The sequence below is a fragment of the Pseudomonas alkylphenolica genome, assembly GCF_004025535.1.
Classification (GTDB): Bacteria; Pseudomonadota; Gammaproteobacteria; order Pseudomonadales; family Pseudomonadaceae; genus Aquipseudomonas; species Aquipseudomonas alkylphenolica_A.
This window is the reverse complement of the sequence record NZ_QJRG01000033.1, coordinates 406,093-423,488: the sequence shown is the minus strand read 5'-3', so window position 1 is coordinate 423,488 and position 17,396 is coordinate 406,093. Positions and strand designations below refer to the sequence as shown.

Here is a 17,396-nt window from a genome sequence, read left to right as displayed (position 1 = left end):
ATGACTGAATCGCAAGAAACGCCGATCTCCGCCGAAGGCGAAGAGCGCCAACACCGCCGCATCAAGAGTTTCGTGATGCGCGCCGGGCGTATGACCGAAGGTCAGCAACGTGGCCTGGAGCAGGGTGGGCCGCTGTTCATCCTGCCGCTGGCTGATAGCCCGGTAGACTACGACCAGGTGTTCGGCCGTTCGGCGCCGCGCACCCTGGAGATCGGTTTCGGCATGGGCCATTCCCTGCTGGAAATGGCTGCGGCAGCGCCGGACCAAGACTTCATCGGCGTCGAAGTACACCGCCCCGGGGTTGGCGCGCTGCTCAACGGCGTGCTTACCCAGGGCCTGAAAAATCTGCGGGTATACGACTGCGATGCCATTGAAGTACTGAACAAGTGTGTCGCCGACAACAGCCTTGACCGGCTGATGCTGTTCTTCCCCGACCCGTGGCACAAGAGCCGTCACCACAAGCGCCGTATCGTTCAGCCTGAATTCGCCGCGCTGGTGCGCAGCAAGCTCAAGGTCGGTGGCGTATTCCATATGGCTACCGACTGGGAACCTTATGCCGAATACATGCTGGAAGTCATGAATGTCGCGCCGGGTTATCGCAACCTGGCGGCTGACGGCAAGTGCGTAGAGCGCCCGGCCGAGCGCCCGATCACCAAGTTCGAACGCCGTGGCGAACGACTTGGGCACGGGGTGTGGGACCTGAAGTTCGAGAAACTGGCGTAAATCTGCGCGCGTTTTGCGCTCGATCGCCGGCAATGCCGGCTCCCACAGGGTGTGTGATAAATCTGTGGAAGCTGGCGTTGTTGTCAGCGGCGGTCTGCGACCACGCCGATCAGTACCAGCACAATCAGCAACACCGGCGCCAGCGCGTAGTTGTTGAACTGCGACAGCCCCTTCACCACCCACGGCGTGGCATAGATCAGCGCCGCACCGCTACCGATCATCACCAGCAATGCCATGAAGGGCACGCGCAAGGCGCCTGCCAGGCCGCCCAGGCGCTGCTCTACCCAGCCCTTGATGTCGGTGCCAAACAGCACCAGCAAGCATCCCACGAGTGCCAGTGAGATCTCCGACAGGTTGCCGCGGCTCCAGCGGGAAACTGTCGAAAGCAGATCGAGTACCAAGTCCATTCGCAATCCTTAGGTCAAGAAATACTGCAGCAGGTCGTTGAGGAACAACTGGCCCCGTGGGGTGGCGACCAGTCGCGTCGTTTCGACCTGCAAAAGGCCCTTTTGTTCGGCTTCGCGGCGAGCCTCGGTGAGCTGTTCCAGGGCCAGTCCAGTGCGCTGGCTGAACAACTCGGCGTCCACGCCCTGGGTCAGGCGCAAGGCGTTCATCAGGAACTCGAACGGCAGCTCGTCGACCGGCAGCAGCTTTTCACCCGCTTTGAAGGCTTTGGCCGGGTTCAGGTAGTCCTTGGGCAGGCGCGTCTTCCAGGTGCGCAGGATGCGCCCGTCAGGGTGGCTGAGCTTGCCGTGGGCGCCGGCGCCGATGCCGATGAAGTCGCCGAAGCTCCAGTAGTTGAGGTTGTGCCGTGCGGCGCGACCGGGCTGGGCATAGGCCGAGACTTCATACTGGCTGTAGCCGTGGCTGGCCAGCAGTGCCTGGCCGGCTTCCTGGATGTCCCAGAGGATATCGTCTTCGGGCAGCAGCGGTGGCTGGTTCCAGAACACCGTATTGGGTTCGAGCGTCAGCTGGTACCAGGACAGGTGCGTAGGGCTAAGGGCAATAGCCTGGCGCAGATCGCCGAGTGCGTCGTCCAGAGACTGGTCAGGCAGCCCGTGCATCAGGTCCAGGTTGAAGTTGTCGAAGCCGGCGCTGCGCGCCATGTCGGCGGCGCGAATGGCTTCGTCACCATTGTGGATGCGCCCCAGCGCCTCAAGCTTTGCTTGCTGGAAGCTCTGGATGCCGATCGACAGGCGATTGATGCCCAGCTGCCGGTATGCCTTGAACTTCTCTTGCTCGAAGGTCCCGGGGTTGGCTTCCAGGGTGATCTCGATATCGCTGGCGAACGGAATGCGTTGCTCAACGCCCGTGAGCAGCCGGCCCAGCGCCTTGGCACTGAACAGGCTCGGGGTGCCGCCACCGAAGAAGATCGAACTGATCGGGCGGCCGTAGACCGCACCCAGTTCCTGGTCGAGGTCTGCCAGCAGGGCATCGACATAGGCCTCTTCGGGCAGTTCGGGCGTTGCGGCGTGGGAATTGAAGTCGCAGTACGGGCATTTGCGCACGCACCAGGGGATATGGATGTACAGCGCCAGGGGCGGCAGCTGCGTCAGGGCCGCCCGTGGTGCCTGGGATGTAAAGCCAGCCTCGCCCAGATGCAGTGGCTGTGCCGGCGAATGATCGGTCATGCCAGGCCCAGACGTTGACGCAGCAGGCTCATGGCACGGGCTCGGTGGCTGATCTGGTTCTTGTCGGCAGGGCTGAGTTCGGCGCTGGAGCAATTGCGCTCCGGCACCCAGAACAGCGGGTCGTAGCCAAAGCCATGTTCACCGCTGGCCTGGGTCAGGATGCGCCCGTGCCACAGCCCTTCACAGAGGATCGGCAGCGGGTCGTCGGCGTGGCGTACCAGGGCCAGGACACAGACGAACTGCGCGCCACGTTGTGCCTCGGGGACATCCTTGAGGACATCGAGCAATTTGGCGTTGTTGGCCGCATCGCCCTGACCGTCGGCATAGCGCGCGGAATAGATGCCCGGCGCGCCGCCGAGAAAGTCGACCGCCAGGCCGGAGTCGTCAGCCAGCGCCGGCATGCCGGAAATGCGTGCGGCATTGCGCGCTTTGAGAATGGCGTTCTCAACGAACGACAGGCCGGTTTCTTCCGGCTCGACGCTGCTGAACTCACCAATGGAGCGCAGTTGCACGGACTCGCCGAGCATGGCCTGCAGTTCCTTGAGTTTGCCGGCGTTGTGGCTGGCCAATACGATGTGCTGAAAAGTCATTATTCGCCTGGGAAAAGCTCTTGGTTGAAACTGATGGTTTCGGTTTTGCCACCGGTATCAACGTTGATGGTGAAGGTACGGGTTTCCTGTTGTTCGACAGGGAACTGGGCGATGTAGTAAATCGCGCCTTGTTCGTTGATCTGCTTGAACTTCAGCGGCACCGAGTTACTGGTCAGGTCTTTGACCGTGCCGCTGACCTGGGTGACCAGCGGCTTGCCGGCCTTGATCACCGAGACGTTGATCACGCCCTGATTCTTGCTGCGAACCAGTTCGGCGGCTTTGGCGATGTCCGGTTGCAGGAACGTGGAGATGAAGGTGCTGTAGTGCACCGTCGTATCACCGAAGACTTCCTGGCGCTCGCCTTTGATGGCGTCGGCAGCTACGGCTGTCGCGCTCAGGCAGGCAACCAGTAAAAAGCTCAACAAGCGACCCATGATCGTTCTCCTCCAGTGTGCGGATTAAACCGCGACCTTGTGATCTGTAAGGCCGGGGCTGTTGACACGGTAAATGCCGATCTCCCCTAGAAGATTAGGCCATAGCTTGCTCGCCCACCCGTGACGGTGCAAATGGTCGACGGCCAGACGGTCCAGTACCTGGGCGCGGCGTTCGCTGCACAGCGCCTCGAAGTCTTCAAAGGTGCAGAAGTGGATGTTCGGCGTGTTGTACCAGGTATACGGCATGAAGTCGGAAACCGGCATGCGACCCTTCGTCGCCAGGTACCAGCGGCAGCGCCAGTGACCGAAGTTGGGAAAGGTGATGATGCACTGGCGGCCCACGCGCAGCATTTCGTCGAGGATGCGGTCCGGGTACTCCACGGCCTGCAGGGCCTGGGTCATGACCACCACGTCGAAGCTGTTGCTGGCGAAATTGCCCAGGCCCTTGTCGAGGTCTTGCTCGATGACGTTGACGCCCTTGGCCACGCATTGGGCAATGTTGTCAGGGTCGATTTCCAGGCCGTAGCCGCTGACCTGCTTGTGGTCACGCAGCGATGCCAACAGCTCGCCTGTACCACAACCGAGGTCGAGTACGCGGCTACCGGCGGGGATCCAGTCTTGGATGATTTCCAGGTCGGCTCTCATGGCTTCCTCAGCAGACGATGCGGTTCATGTAGTTCGTGAAGCCCGTGATGTAGCGCGGGGTCGGGATCAGGAAGGCATCGTGGCCATACGGCGAGTCGATATCCAGGTAGCAGACGTTCTTGCGGGCGGCGATCAGCGCGTCGACGATTTCACGCGAACGTGCTGGCGAGAAGCGCCAGTCGGTGGTGAACGACATCACGCAGTAGTCCGCTTTGACATGGGCCAGCGTTGCGGCCAGGTCACCGCCGTGGGCGGCTGCCGGGTCGAAATAGTCCAGGGCCTTGGTCATCAGTAGGTAGGTGTTGGCGTCGAAACGACCGGAGAACTCCTCACCCTGATAGCGCAGGTAGCTTTCCACCTGGAATTCAACGCTGTGGAAGTCGTAGTTGAGCTTGTCGCTTTTCAGTTCGCGGCCGAATTTTTCACCCATGGAGTCATCGGACAGGTAAGTGATATGCCCGACCATCCGTGCCAGCATCAGGCCACGCTTGGGGATGACGCCCTGGTCCTGGAACGAGCCACCGTGGAACTCGGGGTCGGTGAGGATGGCCTGGCGAGCCACTTCGTTGAAGGCGATGTTCTGCGCCGACAGCTTGGGTGCCGAGGCGATGTCGAGGCAGTGGCGAACCCGATCCGGGTAGGTGATGGTCCATTGCAGCGCCTGCATGCCGCCCAGGCTGCCGCCGATGACTGCAGCCCACTGACCGATACCCAGGCGGTCGGCCAGGCGTGCCTGGCTGTGCACCCAGTCTTCCACGGTCAACACCGGGAAGTCGGCACCGTAGGGCTTGCCGGTGGCCGGGTTGATGCTGCTCGGGCCGGTGCTGCCATTACAGCCGCCGAGGTTGTTCAGGCTGACCACGAAGAAGCGGTTGGTGTCGATTGGCTTGCCGGGGCCAATGCAGCTGTCCCACCACCCCGGCTTGCGGTCATTGGGGCTGTGAAAGCCCGCGGCGTGGTGGTGACCGGACAGCGCATGGCAGATCAGCACGGCGTTGCTGGCCGAGCTGTTCAGCGTGCCGTAGGTTTCGTAGATCAGTTCGTAGGAGGCCAGCGACCGACCGCAGGCCAGGGCCAACGGCTCGTCGAACTGTGCCAGTTGCGGTGTTACCAGACCGACCGAATCTTCGGGAAAGACAGTGGACATCGACCCTGCTCACGCTTAAATGAGGCGTAAGTCTAAAGACCACGGGGGTATGCAGCAAGCAATGAACCCGCTGCAATGAACCTGTTGGAGCCGACCTTGGTTGTAGAGCTGCCAGGCGCCCTGGCGTTGGCAAGATCGGCTCCTACGGAGCGGTTAAACCAGAAGCCGCAGGATTTCCGGCATCGCCGTCATGGCCGCGAGGTTGTTGATCACCAGCATGTCGATCAGCTTCAGGGCCATGAACGCGAGGATCGGCGAGATATCCAGGCCACCCAGGTTCGGCAGGATGCGGCGGAACGGTGCCAGGAACGGTTCACAGATCTGGTTGACCAGTTCGGCGCCCGGGTTGTGGCTGCCCGGTGCGACCCAGGAGAGGATCACGCTGATGATCAGGGCGAAGAAGAAGATCTTCAGGAACAGCGCGGTAACGCCGATGATCGACCAGATCAGCAGCTGCAGCGGGTTACCGGTGGTGCCGTAGGCCAGTAGCAGGGTCAGGGCCATGAACAGCATCTGCACGAGGATCGCCAGCAGCAGCGAGGACATGTCCAGGCCAAACAGGCTGGGAATGATCCGGCGCATAGGTTTAAGCAGCGGCTGGGTGGCGCGTACGGCGAACTGGCTCAGCGGGTTGTAGAAGTCGGCGCGAACCAGTTGCAGGATGAAGCGCAGCATGATGATCAGCAGGTAGAGACTGCCCAGGGTTTGCAGGATGTAAATGGCAGCGGTGTTCAATCCGATCATGTTCGGCTCCTTAGTTGCCCAGTTGTTCGGCCATCTCGGCCGAGCGGTGTGCCGCAGCGCCTAGCGCTTTTTCGACCAGGGCTTCGAACCCGTCGGCCTGGAACGACTTGATCGCCGCTTCCGTGGTGCCGGCAGGCGAGGTGACGCGGCGGCGCAGTTCGGCGGCATCAACGTCGCTGCTGACAGCCATGTGCGCTGCGCCCAGTGCGGTTTGCAGGGTCAGCTTCGCGGCGGTTTCGCGTGGCAGGCCGAGTTTTTCGCCAGCGGCCGTCATGGCTTCGATCAGCAGGAAAAAGTACGCCGGGCCGCTGCCGGAGACTGCAGTGACGGCATCGAGCTGTTGCTCGGAGTCCAGCCACAAGGCGATGCCCACCGCCGACAACAGCTGTTCGGCTTGCTGGCGTTGTGCTGCCGAGACTTCGGCGGTGGCGTACAGGCCGCTCACGCCTTGGCGCAGCAGTGCCGGGGTATTGGGCATGCAGCGCACGATGGGCTGGGCGCCGAGCCAGTTGTTCATGCTGGCGCAGGTGATTCCGGCGGCAATCGACACCACCAGTTGCTCGGGCTTGAGGCTGGGTTTGAGTGCTTCACACACAGCTTTCATGGCCTGGGGTTTGACCGCCAAGACCACAACGTCGGCGCCTTCGACGGCATCGGCATTGTTGGCAAACATTTCAATGCCGTGTTCGGCGTGGACTTTCGCCCGCTGCTCGGCACCCGGATCGCTGGCGCGGATCTGCGAGGCGTCCAGGCCCTGGGCGCGCAGGCCGCCGATCAGGCTGGCGGCCATGTTGCCGGCGCCGATAAAGGCAATACGAGTCTTGCTCATGTCAGGTCCTTGAGGGTGAAGGTTGAATAAGGCATGGGTCAGGGCTGGCCGTAATCGCGTGCACCAAACAGCGCGGTGCCGATGCGGACCCAGGTCGCGCCCTGGGCAATGGCGGCCTCCAGGTCGTGGCTCATGCCCATGGAAAGGGTATCCAGACCGAGGTTCAGGCTGGCTTGCAACTGCTGAACCCTGGCGAACGCGGCCTCTTGGGCGGCACGGTCGTCGGTGGGCTCCGGAATGGCCATCAATCCGCGCAGGCGCAGGCGCGGAAGTGCCGCAATGGCCAGGGCCAGGGCGGGCAGTTCCTCCGGCGTGCAGCCGGACTTGCTGGCTTCGCCGCTGACATTCACCTGCAGGCAGATGTTCAGTGGTTCAAGGCTGTCAGGGCGTTGTTCCGACAGGCGTTGGGCGATTTTCAGGCGATCCACGGAATGTACCCAGTCAAAATGCTCGGCAATCGCACGAGTCTTGTTCGACTGAATGGGGCCGATGAAGTGCCAGGTCAAGGGCAGGTCGGTCAATTCGGCCTGTTTGTTCAGGGCTTCCTGCAGATAGTTCTCGCCCACATCGCGAACCCCGGCGGCAAAGGCTTCACGCACGGCGGCGGCGGGTTTGGTCTTGCTGACGGCCAGCAAGCGGATGGTGGACGGCGCGCGTCCTGACGCCTGGGCAGCAGCGTTGATGCGTGCGCCGAGCGTGGAAAGGTTGTCTGCTATGGTGGACATTGATCGATGCCAGCGGCTCTTTGGGTCTGCGGCATTCTACCTGCTTGGCAGCCTTTGGGGAGTCTCATGGATGTGACTGAACTCTTGGCCCTGGCGACAAGGGCCGGGGCCTCGGACCTGCACCTGGCAGCGGCCGAGGTGCCGGCCATTCGTGTAGACGGGAAGATGTGCCGCCTGGACGTGCCGCTATTGAGTGCGCAGGAGGTGAGTGAAGTGCTCGGGCAGTTGATGTCGGACGCTCAACAGAAGGCCTTCGAAAGCCATCTGGAGACCGACTTCGCCATCGATGTGCCTGGTCTGGCGCGTTTTCGGGTGAATGCCTTCACCCAGCTGCGCGGGCCGGCGGCCGTGCTGCGGGTGATTCCGGCGCAGGTGAGCAGCCTGGCCGAATTAGGGCTAGGCGATGTGTTTCGCCGGATTGCCGAGCTGCCTGCCGGCCTGGTGCTGGTCACCGGGCCGACCGGCTCGGGCAAGTCGACAACCCTGGCTGCACTGCTGGACCACCTCAATCGAGAGCGGCCGCTGCACATCATCACCCTTGAGGATCCGGTCGAATTTATCCACAGCCCCCGTCGCAGCCTGGTCAGCCAGCGCGAGATCGGCCGGCATAGCCATGGCTTTGTCCAGGCCCTGCACGGCGCGCTCAGGCAGGACCCGGATGTGATCATGCTGGGTGAACTGCGTGACGCGCAGACCATCCGCCTGGCCCTGACGGCGGCTGAAACCGGGCATCTGGTGCTGGCAACGGTGCATGCAGCATCGGCGGCGAAAACCATTGATCGTCTGGTGGACGTTTTTGCTGCCGAGGAAAAGCAACTGGTGCGGGCGATGCTGGCCGATGCGTTACAGGCAGTGGTGTCGCAGGTGCTGGTCGCAAAGGTGGAGGGCGGTCGGGTGGCCGCGCATGAAATACTGCTGGCCACACCTGCGGTGCGTAACCTGGTACGCGAGGGCAAGGTGGCGCAGTTGTATTCGACGATGCAAACGGGCGGGGCGCTGGGTATGCAGACCCTGGACAGCTGCCTTCAGGGTCTGTTGCGGCGAGGCTTGATCAGCCTCGAAAGTGCCCGCATATAGGTTATAAGGCGTTAGCGCTTGGCCAGGGCCAGTTGCTGGCTTTTCGGCAGGACGCGCTTGGCAACCACATAGCGGCTGCGCCAGTAGGGTTTGTTCAGCGTGTCGATACTGACGCGCTTACCGGTACGCGGGGCGTGGATGAAGCGGTCATTGCCCAGGTAGATGGCAACGTGGTTGACCCGGCGGCTCTTGATGTTGAAGAAGATCAGGTCGCCTGGCTTGAGGTCGTCACGGTCTACCTTGATGCCGTGACCCTGGGCCATGGCATTCGAGGTGCGGGGCAAGTCGATTTCATCGATATCGTTGAAGGCGTACTTGACCAGGCCACTGCAATCGAAGCCCTTGCTTGGGCTGCTGCCGCCCCAGCGGTAAGGGGTGCCGAGTACATTGACGGCACGGCTGAGCACGTCGCTGCTCTGCTCGGGCGACATGGCGGCAACCGGATAGCTCTGTGGGTTGGAGCGGGTGCGGTGCTGGGTCTTGGTGCTGACGTTCTTGGTGGAACGTACAGACGTGGAATTTGTGGTGTACCCGGAGAAGCCGTTAGGTAGACGTTGCTCACGGTTGGTGGCGTGGGCGGCCAGTGGCAATAATAGGCAAAGGGTCAGCCATGTCTTGAAAAGAGGACGCATAGGCAGGGCTCTAGTTGGTTAGCGCGAAACTTTATAACAGCTTTTTGATCAATTTCTGATCCGTTGGTCGACTGGCAGGGTGCCATACGTCGCCCTGACACGAAAAAGTCACATTTTTGCTTAGAAAATTTATCGATAACCTGAAGAGGCTATGAATGAACAGTTATCAACAGGATGGGCAACTGCACGACACGCACAGCAAGGTCATCGGCTATCTGCTGTGGATTTTCGGCTTCACCGGCGCTCACCGCTTTTATTACGGCAAGCCGGTCACCGGGACCATCTGGTTCTGCACCCTGGGCCTGCTGGGTATCGGCTGGCTGATCGACCTGTTCCTGATTCCGGCCATGGATCGCGAAGCCGACCTGCGTTTCCACGCGGGCCCGCTGGACTACAGCCTGGCCTGGATTCTGCTGACCTTTCTCGGCTTGTTTGGCGTACACCGCATGTACCAGGGCAAATGGATCACCGGGATCATCTACCTGTGCACGGGTGGCCTGTTTCTGGTGGGTATCTTGTATGACTTCTGGACGCTGAACACCCAGGTGTCGCTGGCGAACGCCCAGCGGCGTTGAGTGCAGCGGCCTTGTCGAAGGCGACAAGGCCGCTGGCGTGACTACTGGCGGGTCTGGCGCTGCTGCAGCAGCAGGTTGCTGAAACCTGCACCTGCCAGTTGTTTCTGGGCCACGGTGAGCTGTTCGCGATTGCTGAACGGGCCGACCAGTACCCGGTACCAGGTTTCCTCTTTGACTGTGCCGGACTCGACCTTGACCGCCTGCCCGAGCAGGATGATCTGGGCGCGCACCTTGTCGGCGTCAGCCTGCTTGCGGAACGATCCGGCCTGCAGGAAGAACTGCGTGGTTGCTGCCGGCTTGATCACTTCCGGTGCCGGTGGCGGCGTCTGCCCCATCAAGGCGGCCTGGGCGCGCGCGGTGTCGATTTTCGCTGCTTCCGCCGGGGTGACCGGTGGTTGTGCCGGTACCGGTGGGGTTTTCTCCGGTACGGCTTCCGGCGGCACGATCACTTCAGACTCGGGCAGCAGGGTGTAGAAGTCGTACTTGGGCTTGACCGGTTGCTGCGGGCTTGGCGCGGTCTTGTTGGCTTCGGCGGCTTTTTCGGCCTTTTGTTGCTCAGGCTTGGCGCGTTTGACCTCATCGCCACCCGGCTCGAGCTTCATCAGGAAAACCACGAAGGCACCCACCGTCAGGCCGATCGCCAGCCAGAGCCAGCCTGGGATCGGTTGTTTGGCAGGTGCTTGGTTACGACTGGCGCCGCGCTTGGGAGCAGGTTTTTTCTTGGCAGCCAACTTACATACGCTCCAGGGTTTCCAGGCCGAGCAGCTCCAGACCTTGCTTGAGGGTGCGACCGGTCAGGGCGGCCAGGCGCAGGCGGCTTTGCTGTTGTTCAGGCGTTTCGGCGCCGAGGATCGGGCAGTTCTCGTAGAAGCTGGAGAACAGGCCGGCGACGTCGTACAGGTAGGCGCAGAGAACGTGTGGAGTCCCTTTTTCAGCGACGTTGTTCAAAATTTCGCCAAATTGGGCCAGGCGCGCAGCCAGGTCCTGTTCCTGGGCGGCTTGCAGCACGATGTGGCCGTCGACTTCGTCGAAACCTTTGCCCAGTTTACGGAACACGCCCGCCACACGGGTGTAGGCGTAGAGCAGGTACGGTGCGGTGTTGCCTTCGAAGTTGAGCATCAGCTCGAAGTTGAAGCTGTAGTCGCTGGTGCGGTGCTTGGACAGGTCGGCGTATTTGACCGCGTCGATGCCGACGACCTGGCCGATGGCGCGCAGTTCTTCGTCCGGCAGCTCCGGGTTTTTCTCTTTGACCAGCGCGTAGGCGCGGTCCTTGGCTTCGGTCAGCAGGTCGATGAGCTTGACGGTGCCGCCATCACGGGTCTTGAACGGACGGCCATCAGCACCGTTCATGGTGCCGAAGCCCATGTGTTCCATGTCCATCGGGTGGCCGACGAAACCGGCTTTGCGGGCCACTTCGAACACCTGGTTGAAGTGCAGGGCCTGGCGCTGGTCGACGAAGTACAGGGCGCGGTCGGCTTTGAGCACATTGCTGCGGTAGCGTACCGCGGCCAGGTCGGTGGTGGCGTACAGATAGCCGCCATCGGCCTTTTGCACGATCACCGGCAGTGGCTCGCCTTCGGCAGTTTTGAACTCGTCCAGGAACACGCACTGTGCCCCCTTGCTTTCGACCAGCAAGCCTTTGGCCTTGAGGTCGCTGACAACATTGGCCAGGTCGTCGTTATAGGCGCTTTCGCCCATCACGTCGGCCATGGTCAGGTTGACGTTGAGCAGTTCGTAGGTTTTCTGGCAGTGCGCCAGGGAAATATCCTTGAAGCGGGTCCACAGCTTCAGGCATTCCTCGTCGCCGGCTTGCAGCTTGACCACCAGGCCACGGGCGCGGTCGGCGAATTCTTCGGATTCATCGAAGCGTTTTTTCGCCGCACGGTAGAAATTTTCCAGGTCAGACAGTTCGTCGCTGGTGATCGGGTTTTCCTGCAGGTAGGCCATCAGCATGCCGAACTGGGTGCCCCAGTCGCCTACATGGTTCTGACGCACCACGGTGTCGCCGAGGAACTCAAGCACGCGGGAAACGGCGTCGCCGATGATGGTCGAGCGCAGGTGGCCGACGTGCATCTCTTTGGCAAGGTTCGGTGCCGACAGGTCGACTACGACTTTCTGCTGCGGGCCGGCCTTGCGCACGCCCAGTTTGGCGTCGGCCAGTGCCGCATCCAGGCGGGCAGCCAGTGCCTGGGTGTTCTGGAAGAAGTTGAGGAAGCCAGGGCCGGCGATCTCGACCTTGCTGACCTGCTCGTCGGCAGGCAGTGCGGCGATGATTTTCTCGGCCAGGTCGCGCGGCTTCATGCCGGCCGGCTTGGCCAGCATCATCGCGATGTTGCTGGCGAAATCGCCGTGGGTTTTGTCCCGGGCGTTTTCCACCTGGATCGCCGGCGTCAGCCCTTCAGGCAGCACACCGTCGGCGACGAGTTGGGTGAGGGCTTGCTGGATAAGCTGGCGAATGGTGTCTTTCATGGGCTTCTCTTTCGACCGCAAGCGCGGTGGCGCTCGATGCGCAGGTGGAAAAACTGGACATTATCCGTTGCCGGGGCGAGGTTGCCAACCTTTGGTGTCGCAGGAACACCGCGTACCTGCAGGCGCGGATTTATCCGCGAAAGGTCTTTGCGGATAAATCCGCTCCTGCAGAGTCAATACAGATCGACGGGGTCCACATCCAAAGACCAGCGCACCTGGCGGCCTGACGGCATGTTTTCCAACAGTAGCAACCAGGCACTGATCAGTCGATGCAAAGGCGCCCGTGCATTGGCCTGGAGCAATAGTTGCGCACGAAAACGCCCCGCACGTCGCTCCATCGGCGCGGGTACCGGGCCGAGCAGCTCGATACCGTGCAGGTTGTGCTCCGCCAGCAACTGCTCGGCCGCACTGCAGGCTTCGTCCAGAAAGCTTTCCGCCTGACCCGGTTTGTGCGCCTCGGCGCGCAGCAGGGCCAGGTGGGCAAAGGGTGGTAGCCCTGCGGCACGACGCTCGCTCAACGCTTGCTCGGCGAAGGCGAAGTAGCCTTGTTCGGTCAGTTGTACCAGCAGTGGATGGTCGGCCAGGTGCGTCTGGATGATGACTTTGCCCGGTTCCTCGGCGCGCCCGGCCCGGCCAGCGACCTGCACGATGAGCTGGGCCATGCGTTCGCTGGCGCGAAAATCGCCGGAGAACAGGCCGCCATCGGCATCGAGGATGGCCACCAGGGTCACCCGCGGAAAGTGGTGACCCTTGGCAAGCATCTGCGTGCCGACCAGGATGCACGGCTGGCCCCGCTGAATGGTGTTGAACAGCTGGTTCATCGCGTCCTTGCGCGAAGTGCTGTCGCGGTCGACGCGCAACACCGGGAAATCCGGGAACAGGGTATTCAGGCGCTCTTCGGCGCGTTCGGTGCCGGCGCCTACCGGGCGCAGGTCGACCTTGTTGCACTGCGGGCACTGGCGGGGGACGCGCTCGTCATAGCCGCAATGATGACAGCGCAACTCGTTCGAGCGCTGATGCACGGTCATGCGCGCATCGCAGCGCGGGCATTCGGACATCCAGCCGCAGTCATGGCAGAGCAGTGTCGGGGCAAAGCCACGGCGATTGAGAAACACCAGCACCTGCTGGCCGGCAGCCAGGGTCTGGCCGATGGCTTGCTGCATCGGCCCGCTGATGCCGCTGTCCAGAGGGCGGCTCTTCACATCCAGGCGCAGGAAGCGCGGTTGCTGGGCGCCGCCGGCCCGCTGGTTGAGGCGCAGCATCCCGTAACGGCCGCTGTGGGCGTTGTGTAGGCTTTCCAGCGATGGCGTTGCCGAGCCTAGCAGGATCGGGATGTTTTCCTGGCGAGCGCGCACCAGTGCCAGGTCGCGGGCGTGATAACGCAGGCCTTCCTGCTGTTTATACGAGCCGTCGTGCTCTTCGTCGATGATGATCAGGCCCGGGTGCTTCATCGGCGTGAACAGCGCCGAGCGGGTGCCGATGATGATGTCGGCCTCGCCGTCACGGGCTGCCAGCCAGGCATCGAGGCGTTCACGGTCATTGACCGCCGAGTGCAACAAGGCGATGCGGGCGTTGAAGCGCTGTTCGAAACGCGCCAGGGTCTGCGGCCCGAGGTTGATTTCCGGGATCAGGATCAGTGCCTGCTTGCCGGCCTCCAGGGTTTCGCGGATCAGTTGCAGGTAGACTTCGGTCTTGCCGCTACCGGTCACCCCGGCCAGCAGGAAGGCATGAAAGCTGTCGAAGCCTGAGCGCACCGCATTGAAGGCTGCGCGTTGTTCCTCGTTCAGTGGCAGTTCAGGCTGGGCCAGCCAGTGTTCATGGCGGGCCAGGGGCAGATGGCGCCGCACCTCGACCTGTACCAACTCCTTGGCCAGCAGCAGATCAAGGCTGTCCTTGCTCAGCATCAGCTTGCCCAGCAAGGTGTGCGCGACGCCATGCGGGTGCTGCGCCAGCGTGGCCAGGGCCTCGCGCTGACGCGGTGCGCGGGCGATGCGCGGGTCATCCAGGCGGGCGCCTGGCGCGACCTGCCAGAAGCGCTCCTGGCGCGCTTCGGCCGGCTCGCCCTGGCGCAGCAACACGGGCAGCGCCCAGCTCAATGTGTCGCCGAGGCTGTGCTGGTAGTACTGCGCCGTCCACAGGCAGAGCTTGAACAGGGCCGGAGGCAGCGGTGAAACGGGATCGAGCAGGGCAATGGCCGGCTTGAGCTTGTCGGCGGGCACTTCGCTTTTGTCGGCGATCTCGATCAGGATGCCGATCATCTCCCGGCGCCCGAACGGCACGCGGATGCGCATGCCCGGGGTGAGTGCCTGGCGCGCCATGTTCGCCGGGGCCCTGTAGTCGAACAGCCGCCGTAAAGGCGAGGGCAGGGCGAGGCGCAAAATGACGTCGGACACGCGAAGAGTTCTCTGAAGGGAATTTCCAAGACCCGGCGAGCCTAGCAGACGACAGCCGGTGCAAGCGACAACTTGCGTTGAGAGCATGCTCTGGTATTATTCGCCGCCTAATTACGTGCGGTATTCAACAATGGTGTTGGGTGGCGGCACGCAGTCGAGGAAGTGACCATGAAACCAGAAATTCATCCGAATTATGAAGTAGTCGCAGTCACCTGCAGCTGCGGCAACTCGTTCGAAACCCGTTCGACCCTGTGCGCTCCACTGGGCACCGACGTTTGCAACGAATGCCACCCGTTCTACACCGGTAAGCAAAAGGTGCTGGACACTGGCGGCCGCGTACAGAAGTTCGCAGATCGCTTCGGCATGTTCGGTGCCAAGAAGTAAGATTGCGCGTAGCTGGCCCTGTGGGCTTGGCAATGCTGCTGAAAAAGGCGTCCCTCGTGGGCGCCTTTTTTGTGGGCGCGATTTGGCAACTGCCGGCGCTGGCCTTCTGCGCTGCACCGGCTGACCCGCAGGTTGTCACCGTGCGTCAGGTGGTCGACGGTGATACCTTGCGTCTGAATGATGGGCGCAGTGTTCGCCTTATCGGCATCAATGCCCCGGAGATTGGCCGCAAGGGCCGTACCAGCGAACCCTACGCTGAGGCGGCCCGCCGGCGTCTGCAAGCCTTGGTGAAGGCCAGCGGCGGCGAGGTCGGGTTGGTTCCGGGCATCGAGTCCAGAGACAAGTACGGGCGCACCCTGGCACATATTTATGGTCGTGCTGGCGACAATTTCGAAGCACAGCTGTTGAGTGAGGGCCTCGGCTACCGTGTGGCAGTCGCGCCCAACGTGGCGCTGACGGACTGCCAGGGCCAGGCAGAGCGTACCGCTCGTCAGCAGCGACTGGGCGTGTGGCGCACACCTCCCGTGGTAGCAGCGGATCAGGTACAGCAATCCGGTTTTGCGCTGATCGGCGGGAAAGTCGTGGGTATCGAGCGCAATCGCGGCGGAACCTGGATCGAAATTGACGATTCGCTGGTCCTTCAGGTGCCTGCACGATTGCAGCGCAATTTCCCCGCGTCCTTCTTCAGCGACCTCAAAGGGCAGACCATCGAAGCGCGTGGTTGGGTGCTGGATCGTTCCCGCAAGGGCGGCCTGAAAGCCGGGCAGAGACGCTGGTTGCTGCCATTGACCGATCCGTCGATGCTGGAGCGGGCCAATCGTTAAAAAATTGTGAACATTTTTTTATTCGATTGTACACATTGAAACCCTTGCAGGCTGCGGGTCTTGGCGGAAAGTCGTAGGTTAAAGGCCTTGACACAAGTGACCGGCCAGTCTTGTCGGCCCTTTGCTCTTTGCGTATCCTCGGCGGTCCGTCAGAACAGTAAATAGCGGAATGCCCACCATGTCAGATTTGAAAACCGCCGCTCTCGAATACCATGCTCAGCCTCGTCCGGGGAAACTGAGCGTCGAGCTCTCCAAACCTACCGCGACTGCTCGCGACCTGTCGCTGGCCTACAGCCCAGGCGTGGCTGAGCCGGTACGTGAAATTGGTCGCGATCCGGAGCTGGCCTACAAGTACACCGGCAAGGGCAATCTGGTAGCAGTCATTTCCGACGGCACCGCCATTCTCGGCCTGGGTAACCTCGGCCCACTGGCGTCCAAGCCTGTCATGGAAGGCAAGGGTGTTCTGTTCAAGCGTTTCGCTGGCATCGACGTATTCGACATCGAAGTCGAATCGGAGAGCCCGCAGGCTTTCATCGACACTGTCCGCCGCATTTCCATCACCTTCGGTGGCATCAACCTGGAAGACATCAAGGCACCTGAGTGCTTTGAGATCGAGCGCACCCTGATCGAGCAGTGCGACATCCCGGTTTTCCACGATGACCAGCACGGTACTGCAATCGTGACCGCTGCAGGCATGATCAACGCCCTGGAAATCGCCGGCAAGACCCTCTCCGACGCCAAGATCGTCTGCCTGGGTGCCGGTGCTGCCGCCATCTCCTGCATGAAGCTGCTGGTGAGCATGGGCGCACAGATCGAAAACATCTTCATGGTTGACCGTACTGGCGTGATCCACGCTGGTCGTGACGACCTGAACCAGTACAAGGCTGTCTTCGCTCACGCGACCGACAAGCGCACCCTGGCAGACGCCCTGGATGGCGCTGACGTGTTCGTTGGCCTGTCCGGTCCGAACCTGCTGAGCCCTGAAGGCCTGAAGTCGATGGCGCCGAACCCGATCGTGTTCGCCTGCTCCAACCCTGATCCGGAAATCTCCCCGGAACTGGCGCACGCTACCCGTAGCGACGTGATCATGGCTACCGGTCGCTCCGACTACCCTAACCAGGTCAACAACGTACTGGGCTTCCCGTTCATCTTCCGCGGTGCCCTGGACGTTCGCGCCAAGCGCATCAACGAAGAAATGAAGATCGCTGCCGCCAACGCCCTGAAAGACCTGGCCAAGCTGCCAGTGCCGAAGGAAGTTTGCGCAGCTTACGGCGTCGACGCGCTGGAATTCGGCCGTGAGTACATCATTCCGAAGCCAATGGATGCCCGTCTGATCACCTTGGTTTCCGACGCTGTGGCCAAGGCCGCCATCGAGACCGGCGTAGCGACCCTGCCGTATCCGAAGAACTACCCGCTGAAAAGCGTGGATGACGTGTTCAACGGCTAAGCCGTTGTAGCGTTCAACAAAAAGCCCCGGCTCGTGAGAGTCGGGGCTTTTTGTTGGCTTGCTTAAACCTGTAGGAGCGGATTTATCCGCGATGGGCGCAGCGGCCCCGTAAATGGGCCTGCTGCGC

General features: G+C 61.9%; 18 protein-coding genes and 2 pseudogenes. 6 read left to right on the top strand and 14 right to left on the bottom strand.

What is annotated here, in order from left to right; translation table 11 throughout:
- Positions 1-723 (top strand): tRNA (guanosine(46)-N7)-methyltransferase TrmB, encoded by a 723-nt coding sequence (gene trmB / locus DM813_RS01950; protein WP_128321768.1) that lies wholly within the window; start codon positions 1-3, stop codon positions 721-723.
- Between the two features lie 83 nt (positions 724-806).
- Here trmB and DM813_RS01945 read toward each other — a convergent pair whose 3' ends face one another.
- The 9 genes from DM813_RS01945 to DM813_RS01905 form a co-directional block, all read right to left on the bottom strand.
- Positions 807-1,130, bottom strand: a complete 324-nt coding sequence (locus tag DM813_RS01945) for a DUF3392 domain-containing protein (protein ID WP_128321767.1) — start codon at positions 1,128-1,130, stop codon at positions 807-809.
- 9 nt (positions 1,131-1,139) lie between these two features.
- A complete protein-coding gene (hemW, locus tag DM813_RS01940) occupies positions 1,140-2,354 on the bottom strand; it encodes a radical SAM family heme chaperone HemW (RefSeq protein WP_128321766.1) in 1,215 nt (404 codons plus the stop codon).
- The gene (gene rdgB / locus DM813_RS01935) at positions 2,351-2,944 is read right to left on the bottom strand and encodes an RdgB/HAM1 family non-canonical purine NTP pyrophosphatase (RefSeq protein WP_431311894.1); all 594 of its coding nucleotides are present in this window, start codon (positions 2,942-2,944) and stop codon (positions 2,351-2,353) included. Before rdgB ends, hemW begins: the two co-directional genes overlap by 4 nt.
- Entirely contained in the window at positions 2,944-3,378 is a 435-nt protein-coding gene (locus DM813_RS01930) for a DUF4426 domain-containing protein (RefSeq protein ID WP_128321764.1), read from the bottom strand. The genes rdgB and DM813_RS01930 overlap by 1 nt, the downstream gene beginning before the upstream one ends.
- Positions 3,379-3,402: 24 nt before the next feature.
- Positions 3,403-4,023 carry a methionine biosynthesis protein MetW gene (metW, locus tag DM813_RS01925; RefSeq protein ID WP_128321763.1) on the bottom strand — a complete coding sequence of 207 codons (621 nt, stop codon included), beginning with the start codon at positions 4,021-4,023 and terminating at the stop codon, positions 3,403-3,405.
- Between the two features lie 7 nt (positions 4,024-4,030).
- Complete coding sequence (metX, locus tag DM813_RS01920) at positions 4,031-5,170, bottom strand: homoserine O-succinyltransferase MetX (RefSeq protein ID WP_128321762.1); 1,140 nt, start codon at positions 5,168-5,170, stop codon at positions 4,031-4,033.
- A 153-nt stretch (positions 5,171-5,323) separates the two neighbouring features.
- On the bottom strand, positions 5,324-5,914 hold the full coding sequence (locus DM813_RS01915; protein WP_128321761.1) for a YggT family protein: 591 nt from the start codon (positions 5,912-5,914) through the stop codon (positions 5,324-5,326).
- Between the two features lie 10 nt (positions 5,915-5,924).
- A complete protein-coding gene (gene proC / locus DM813_RS01910) occupies positions 5,925-6,743 on the bottom strand; it encodes a pyrroline-5-carboxylate reductase (protein WP_128321760.1) in 819 nt (272 codons plus the stop codon).
- A 38-nt stretch (positions 6,744-6,781) separates the two neighbouring features.
- Positions 6,782-7,468, bottom strand: coding sequence for a YggS family pyridoxal phosphate-dependent enzyme (locus tag DM813_RS01905; protein WP_128321759.1), 687 nt, complete (start codon positions 7,466-7,468; stop codon positions 6,782-6,784).
- A 66-nt stretch (positions 7,469-7,534) separates the two neighbouring features.
- On the opposite strand from DM813_RS01905, the gene DM813_RS01900 reads away from it, so the two are divergent.
- A complete protein-coding gene (locus tag DM813_RS01900) occupies positions 7,535-8,545 on the top strand; it encodes a type IV pilus twitching motility protein PilT (RefSeq protein ID WP_128321758.1) in 1,011 nt (336 codons plus the stop codon).
- Between the two features lie 11 nt (positions 8,546-8,556).
- On the opposite strand, the pseudogene DM813_RS01895 reads toward DM813_RS01900, so the two are convergent.
- Positions 8,557-8,988 (bottom strand): annotated as a pseudogene (locus DM813_RS01895) (C40 family peptidase); the annotation flags it as partial.
- Positions 8,989-9,059: 71 nt separating this feature from the next.
- Positions 9,060-9,177, bottom strand: a pseudogene (locus DM813_RS28885) (peptidase P60); the annotation flags it as partial.
- A gap of 155 nt (positions 9,178-9,332) precedes the next feature.
- On the opposite strand from DM813_RS28885, the gene DM813_RS01890 reads away from it, so the two are divergent.
- Complete coding sequence (locus tag DM813_RS01890; RefSeq protein WP_128321756.1) at positions 9,333-9,752, top strand: NINE protein; 420 nt, start codon at positions 9,333-9,335, stop codon at positions 9,750-9,752.
- A gap of 41 nt (positions 9,753-9,793) precedes the next feature.
- Here the strand turns inward: DM813_RS01890 and DM813_RS01885 are convergent, their stop codons facing one another.
- The 3 genes from DM813_RS01885 to DM813_RS01875 all read right to left on the bottom strand — a co-directional run bounded on the left by DM813_RS01885 (position 9,794) and on the right by DM813_RS01875 (position 14,614).
- Positions 9,794-10,483, bottom strand: a complete 690-nt coding sequence (locus tag DM813_RS01885) for an SPOR domain-containing protein (protein ID WP_128321755.1) — start codon at positions 10,481-10,483, stop codon at positions 9,794-9,796.
- A gap of 1 nt (position 10,484) precedes the next feature.
- On the bottom strand, positions 10,485-12,221 hold the full coding sequence (gene argS, locus DM813_RS01880; RefSeq protein ID WP_128321754.1) for an arginine--tRNA ligase: 1,737 nt from the start codon (positions 12,219-12,221) through the stop codon (positions 10,485-10,487).
- 173 nt (positions 12,222-12,394) lie between these two features.
- Complete coding sequence (locus tag DM813_RS01875; RefSeq protein WP_128321753.1) at positions 12,395-14,614, bottom strand: primosomal protein N'; 2,220 nt, start codon at positions 14,612-14,614, stop codon at positions 12,395-12,397.
- Between the two features lie 168 nt (positions 14,615-14,782).
- On the opposite strand from DM813_RS01875, the gene rpmE reads away from it, so the two are divergent.
- From rpmE to DM813_RS01860, 3 genes are all read left to right on the top strand, one after another.
- On the top strand, positions 14,783-14,998 hold the full coding sequence (gene rpmE / locus DM813_RS01870; protein ID WP_128321752.1) for a 50S ribosomal protein L31: 216 nt from the start codon (positions 14,783-14,785) through the stop codon (positions 14,996-14,998).
- A 2-nt stretch (positions 14,999-15,000) separates the two neighbouring features.
- A complete protein-coding gene (locus DM813_RS01865) occupies positions 15,001-15,822 on the top strand; it encodes a thermonuclease family protein (RefSeq protein WP_128321751.1) in 822 nt (273 codons plus the stop codon).
- 178 nt (positions 15,823-16,000) lie between these two features.
- Positions 16,001-17,269: a malic enzyme-like NAD(P)-binding protein gene (locus tag DM813_RS01860; RefSeq protein WP_128321750.1), complete on the top strand. Its 1,269-nt coding sequence runs from the start codon at positions 16,001-16,003 to the stop codon at positions 17,267-17,269.
- Positions 17,270-17,396 lie beyond the last annotated feature (127 nt).

Excerpts from the sequence above, each read along its gene's own strand:
- proC (WP_128321760.1), bottom strand. The coding sequence starts at position 6,743 with ATGAGCAAGACTCGTATTGCCTTTATCGGCGCCGGCAACATGGCCGCC.
- argS (WP_128321754.1), bottom strand. The coding sequence starts at position 12,221 with ATGAAAGACACCATTCGCCAGCTTATCCAGCAAGCCCTCACCCAACTC.
- metW (WP_128321763.1), bottom strand. The coding sequence starts at position 4,023 with ATGAGAGCCGACCTGGAAATCATCCAAGACTGGATCCCCGCCGGTAGC.
- rpmE (WP_128321752.1), top strand. The coding sequence starts at position 14,783 with ATGAAACCAGAAATTCATCCGAATTATGAAGTAGTCGCAGTCACCTGC.
- DM813_RS01915 (WP_128321761.1), bottom strand. The coding sequence starts at position 5,914 with ATGATCGGATTGAACACCGCTGCCATTTACATCCTGCAAACCCTGGGC.
- hemW (WP_128321766.1), bottom strand. The coding sequence starts at position 2,354 with ATGACCGATCATTCGCCGGCACAGCCACTGCATCTGGGCGAGGCTGGC.
- DM813_RS01905 (WP_128321759.1), bottom strand. The coding sequence starts at position 7,468 with ATGTCCACCATAGCAGACAACCTTTCCACGCTCGGCGCACGCATCAAC.
- metX (WP_128321762.1), bottom strand. The coding sequence starts at position 5,170 with ATGTCCACTGTCTTTCCCGAAGATTCGGTCGGTCTGGTAACACCGCAA.
- DM813_RS01930 (WP_128321764.1), bottom strand. The coding sequence starts at position 3,378 with ATGGGTCGCTTGTTGAGCTTTTTACTGGTTGCCTGCCTGAGCGCGACA.
- trmB (WP_128321768.1), top strand. The coding sequence starts at position 1 with ATGACTGAATCGCAAGAAACGCCGATCTCCGCCGAAGGCGAAGAGCGC.
- DM813_RS01945 (WP_128321767.1), bottom strand. The coding sequence starts at position 1,130 with ATGGACTTGGTACTCGATCTGCTTTCGACAGTTTCCCGCTGGAGCCGC.
- rdgB (WP_431311894.1), bottom strand. The coding sequence starts at position 2,944 with ATGACTTTTCAGCACATCGTATTGGCCAGCCACAACGCCGGCAAACTC.
- DM813_RS01890 (WP_128321756.1), top strand. The coding sequence starts at position 9,333 with ATGAACAGTTATCAACAGGATGGGCAACTGCACGACACGCACAGCAAG.
- DM813_RS01900 (WP_128321758.1), top strand. The coding sequence starts at position 7,535 with ATGGATGTGACTGAACTCTTGGCCCTGGCGACAAGGGCCGGGGCCTCG.
- DM813_RS01860 (WP_128321750.1), top strand. The coding sequence starts at position 16,001 with ATGTCAGATTTGAAAACCGCCGCTCTCGAATACCATGCTCAGCCTCGT.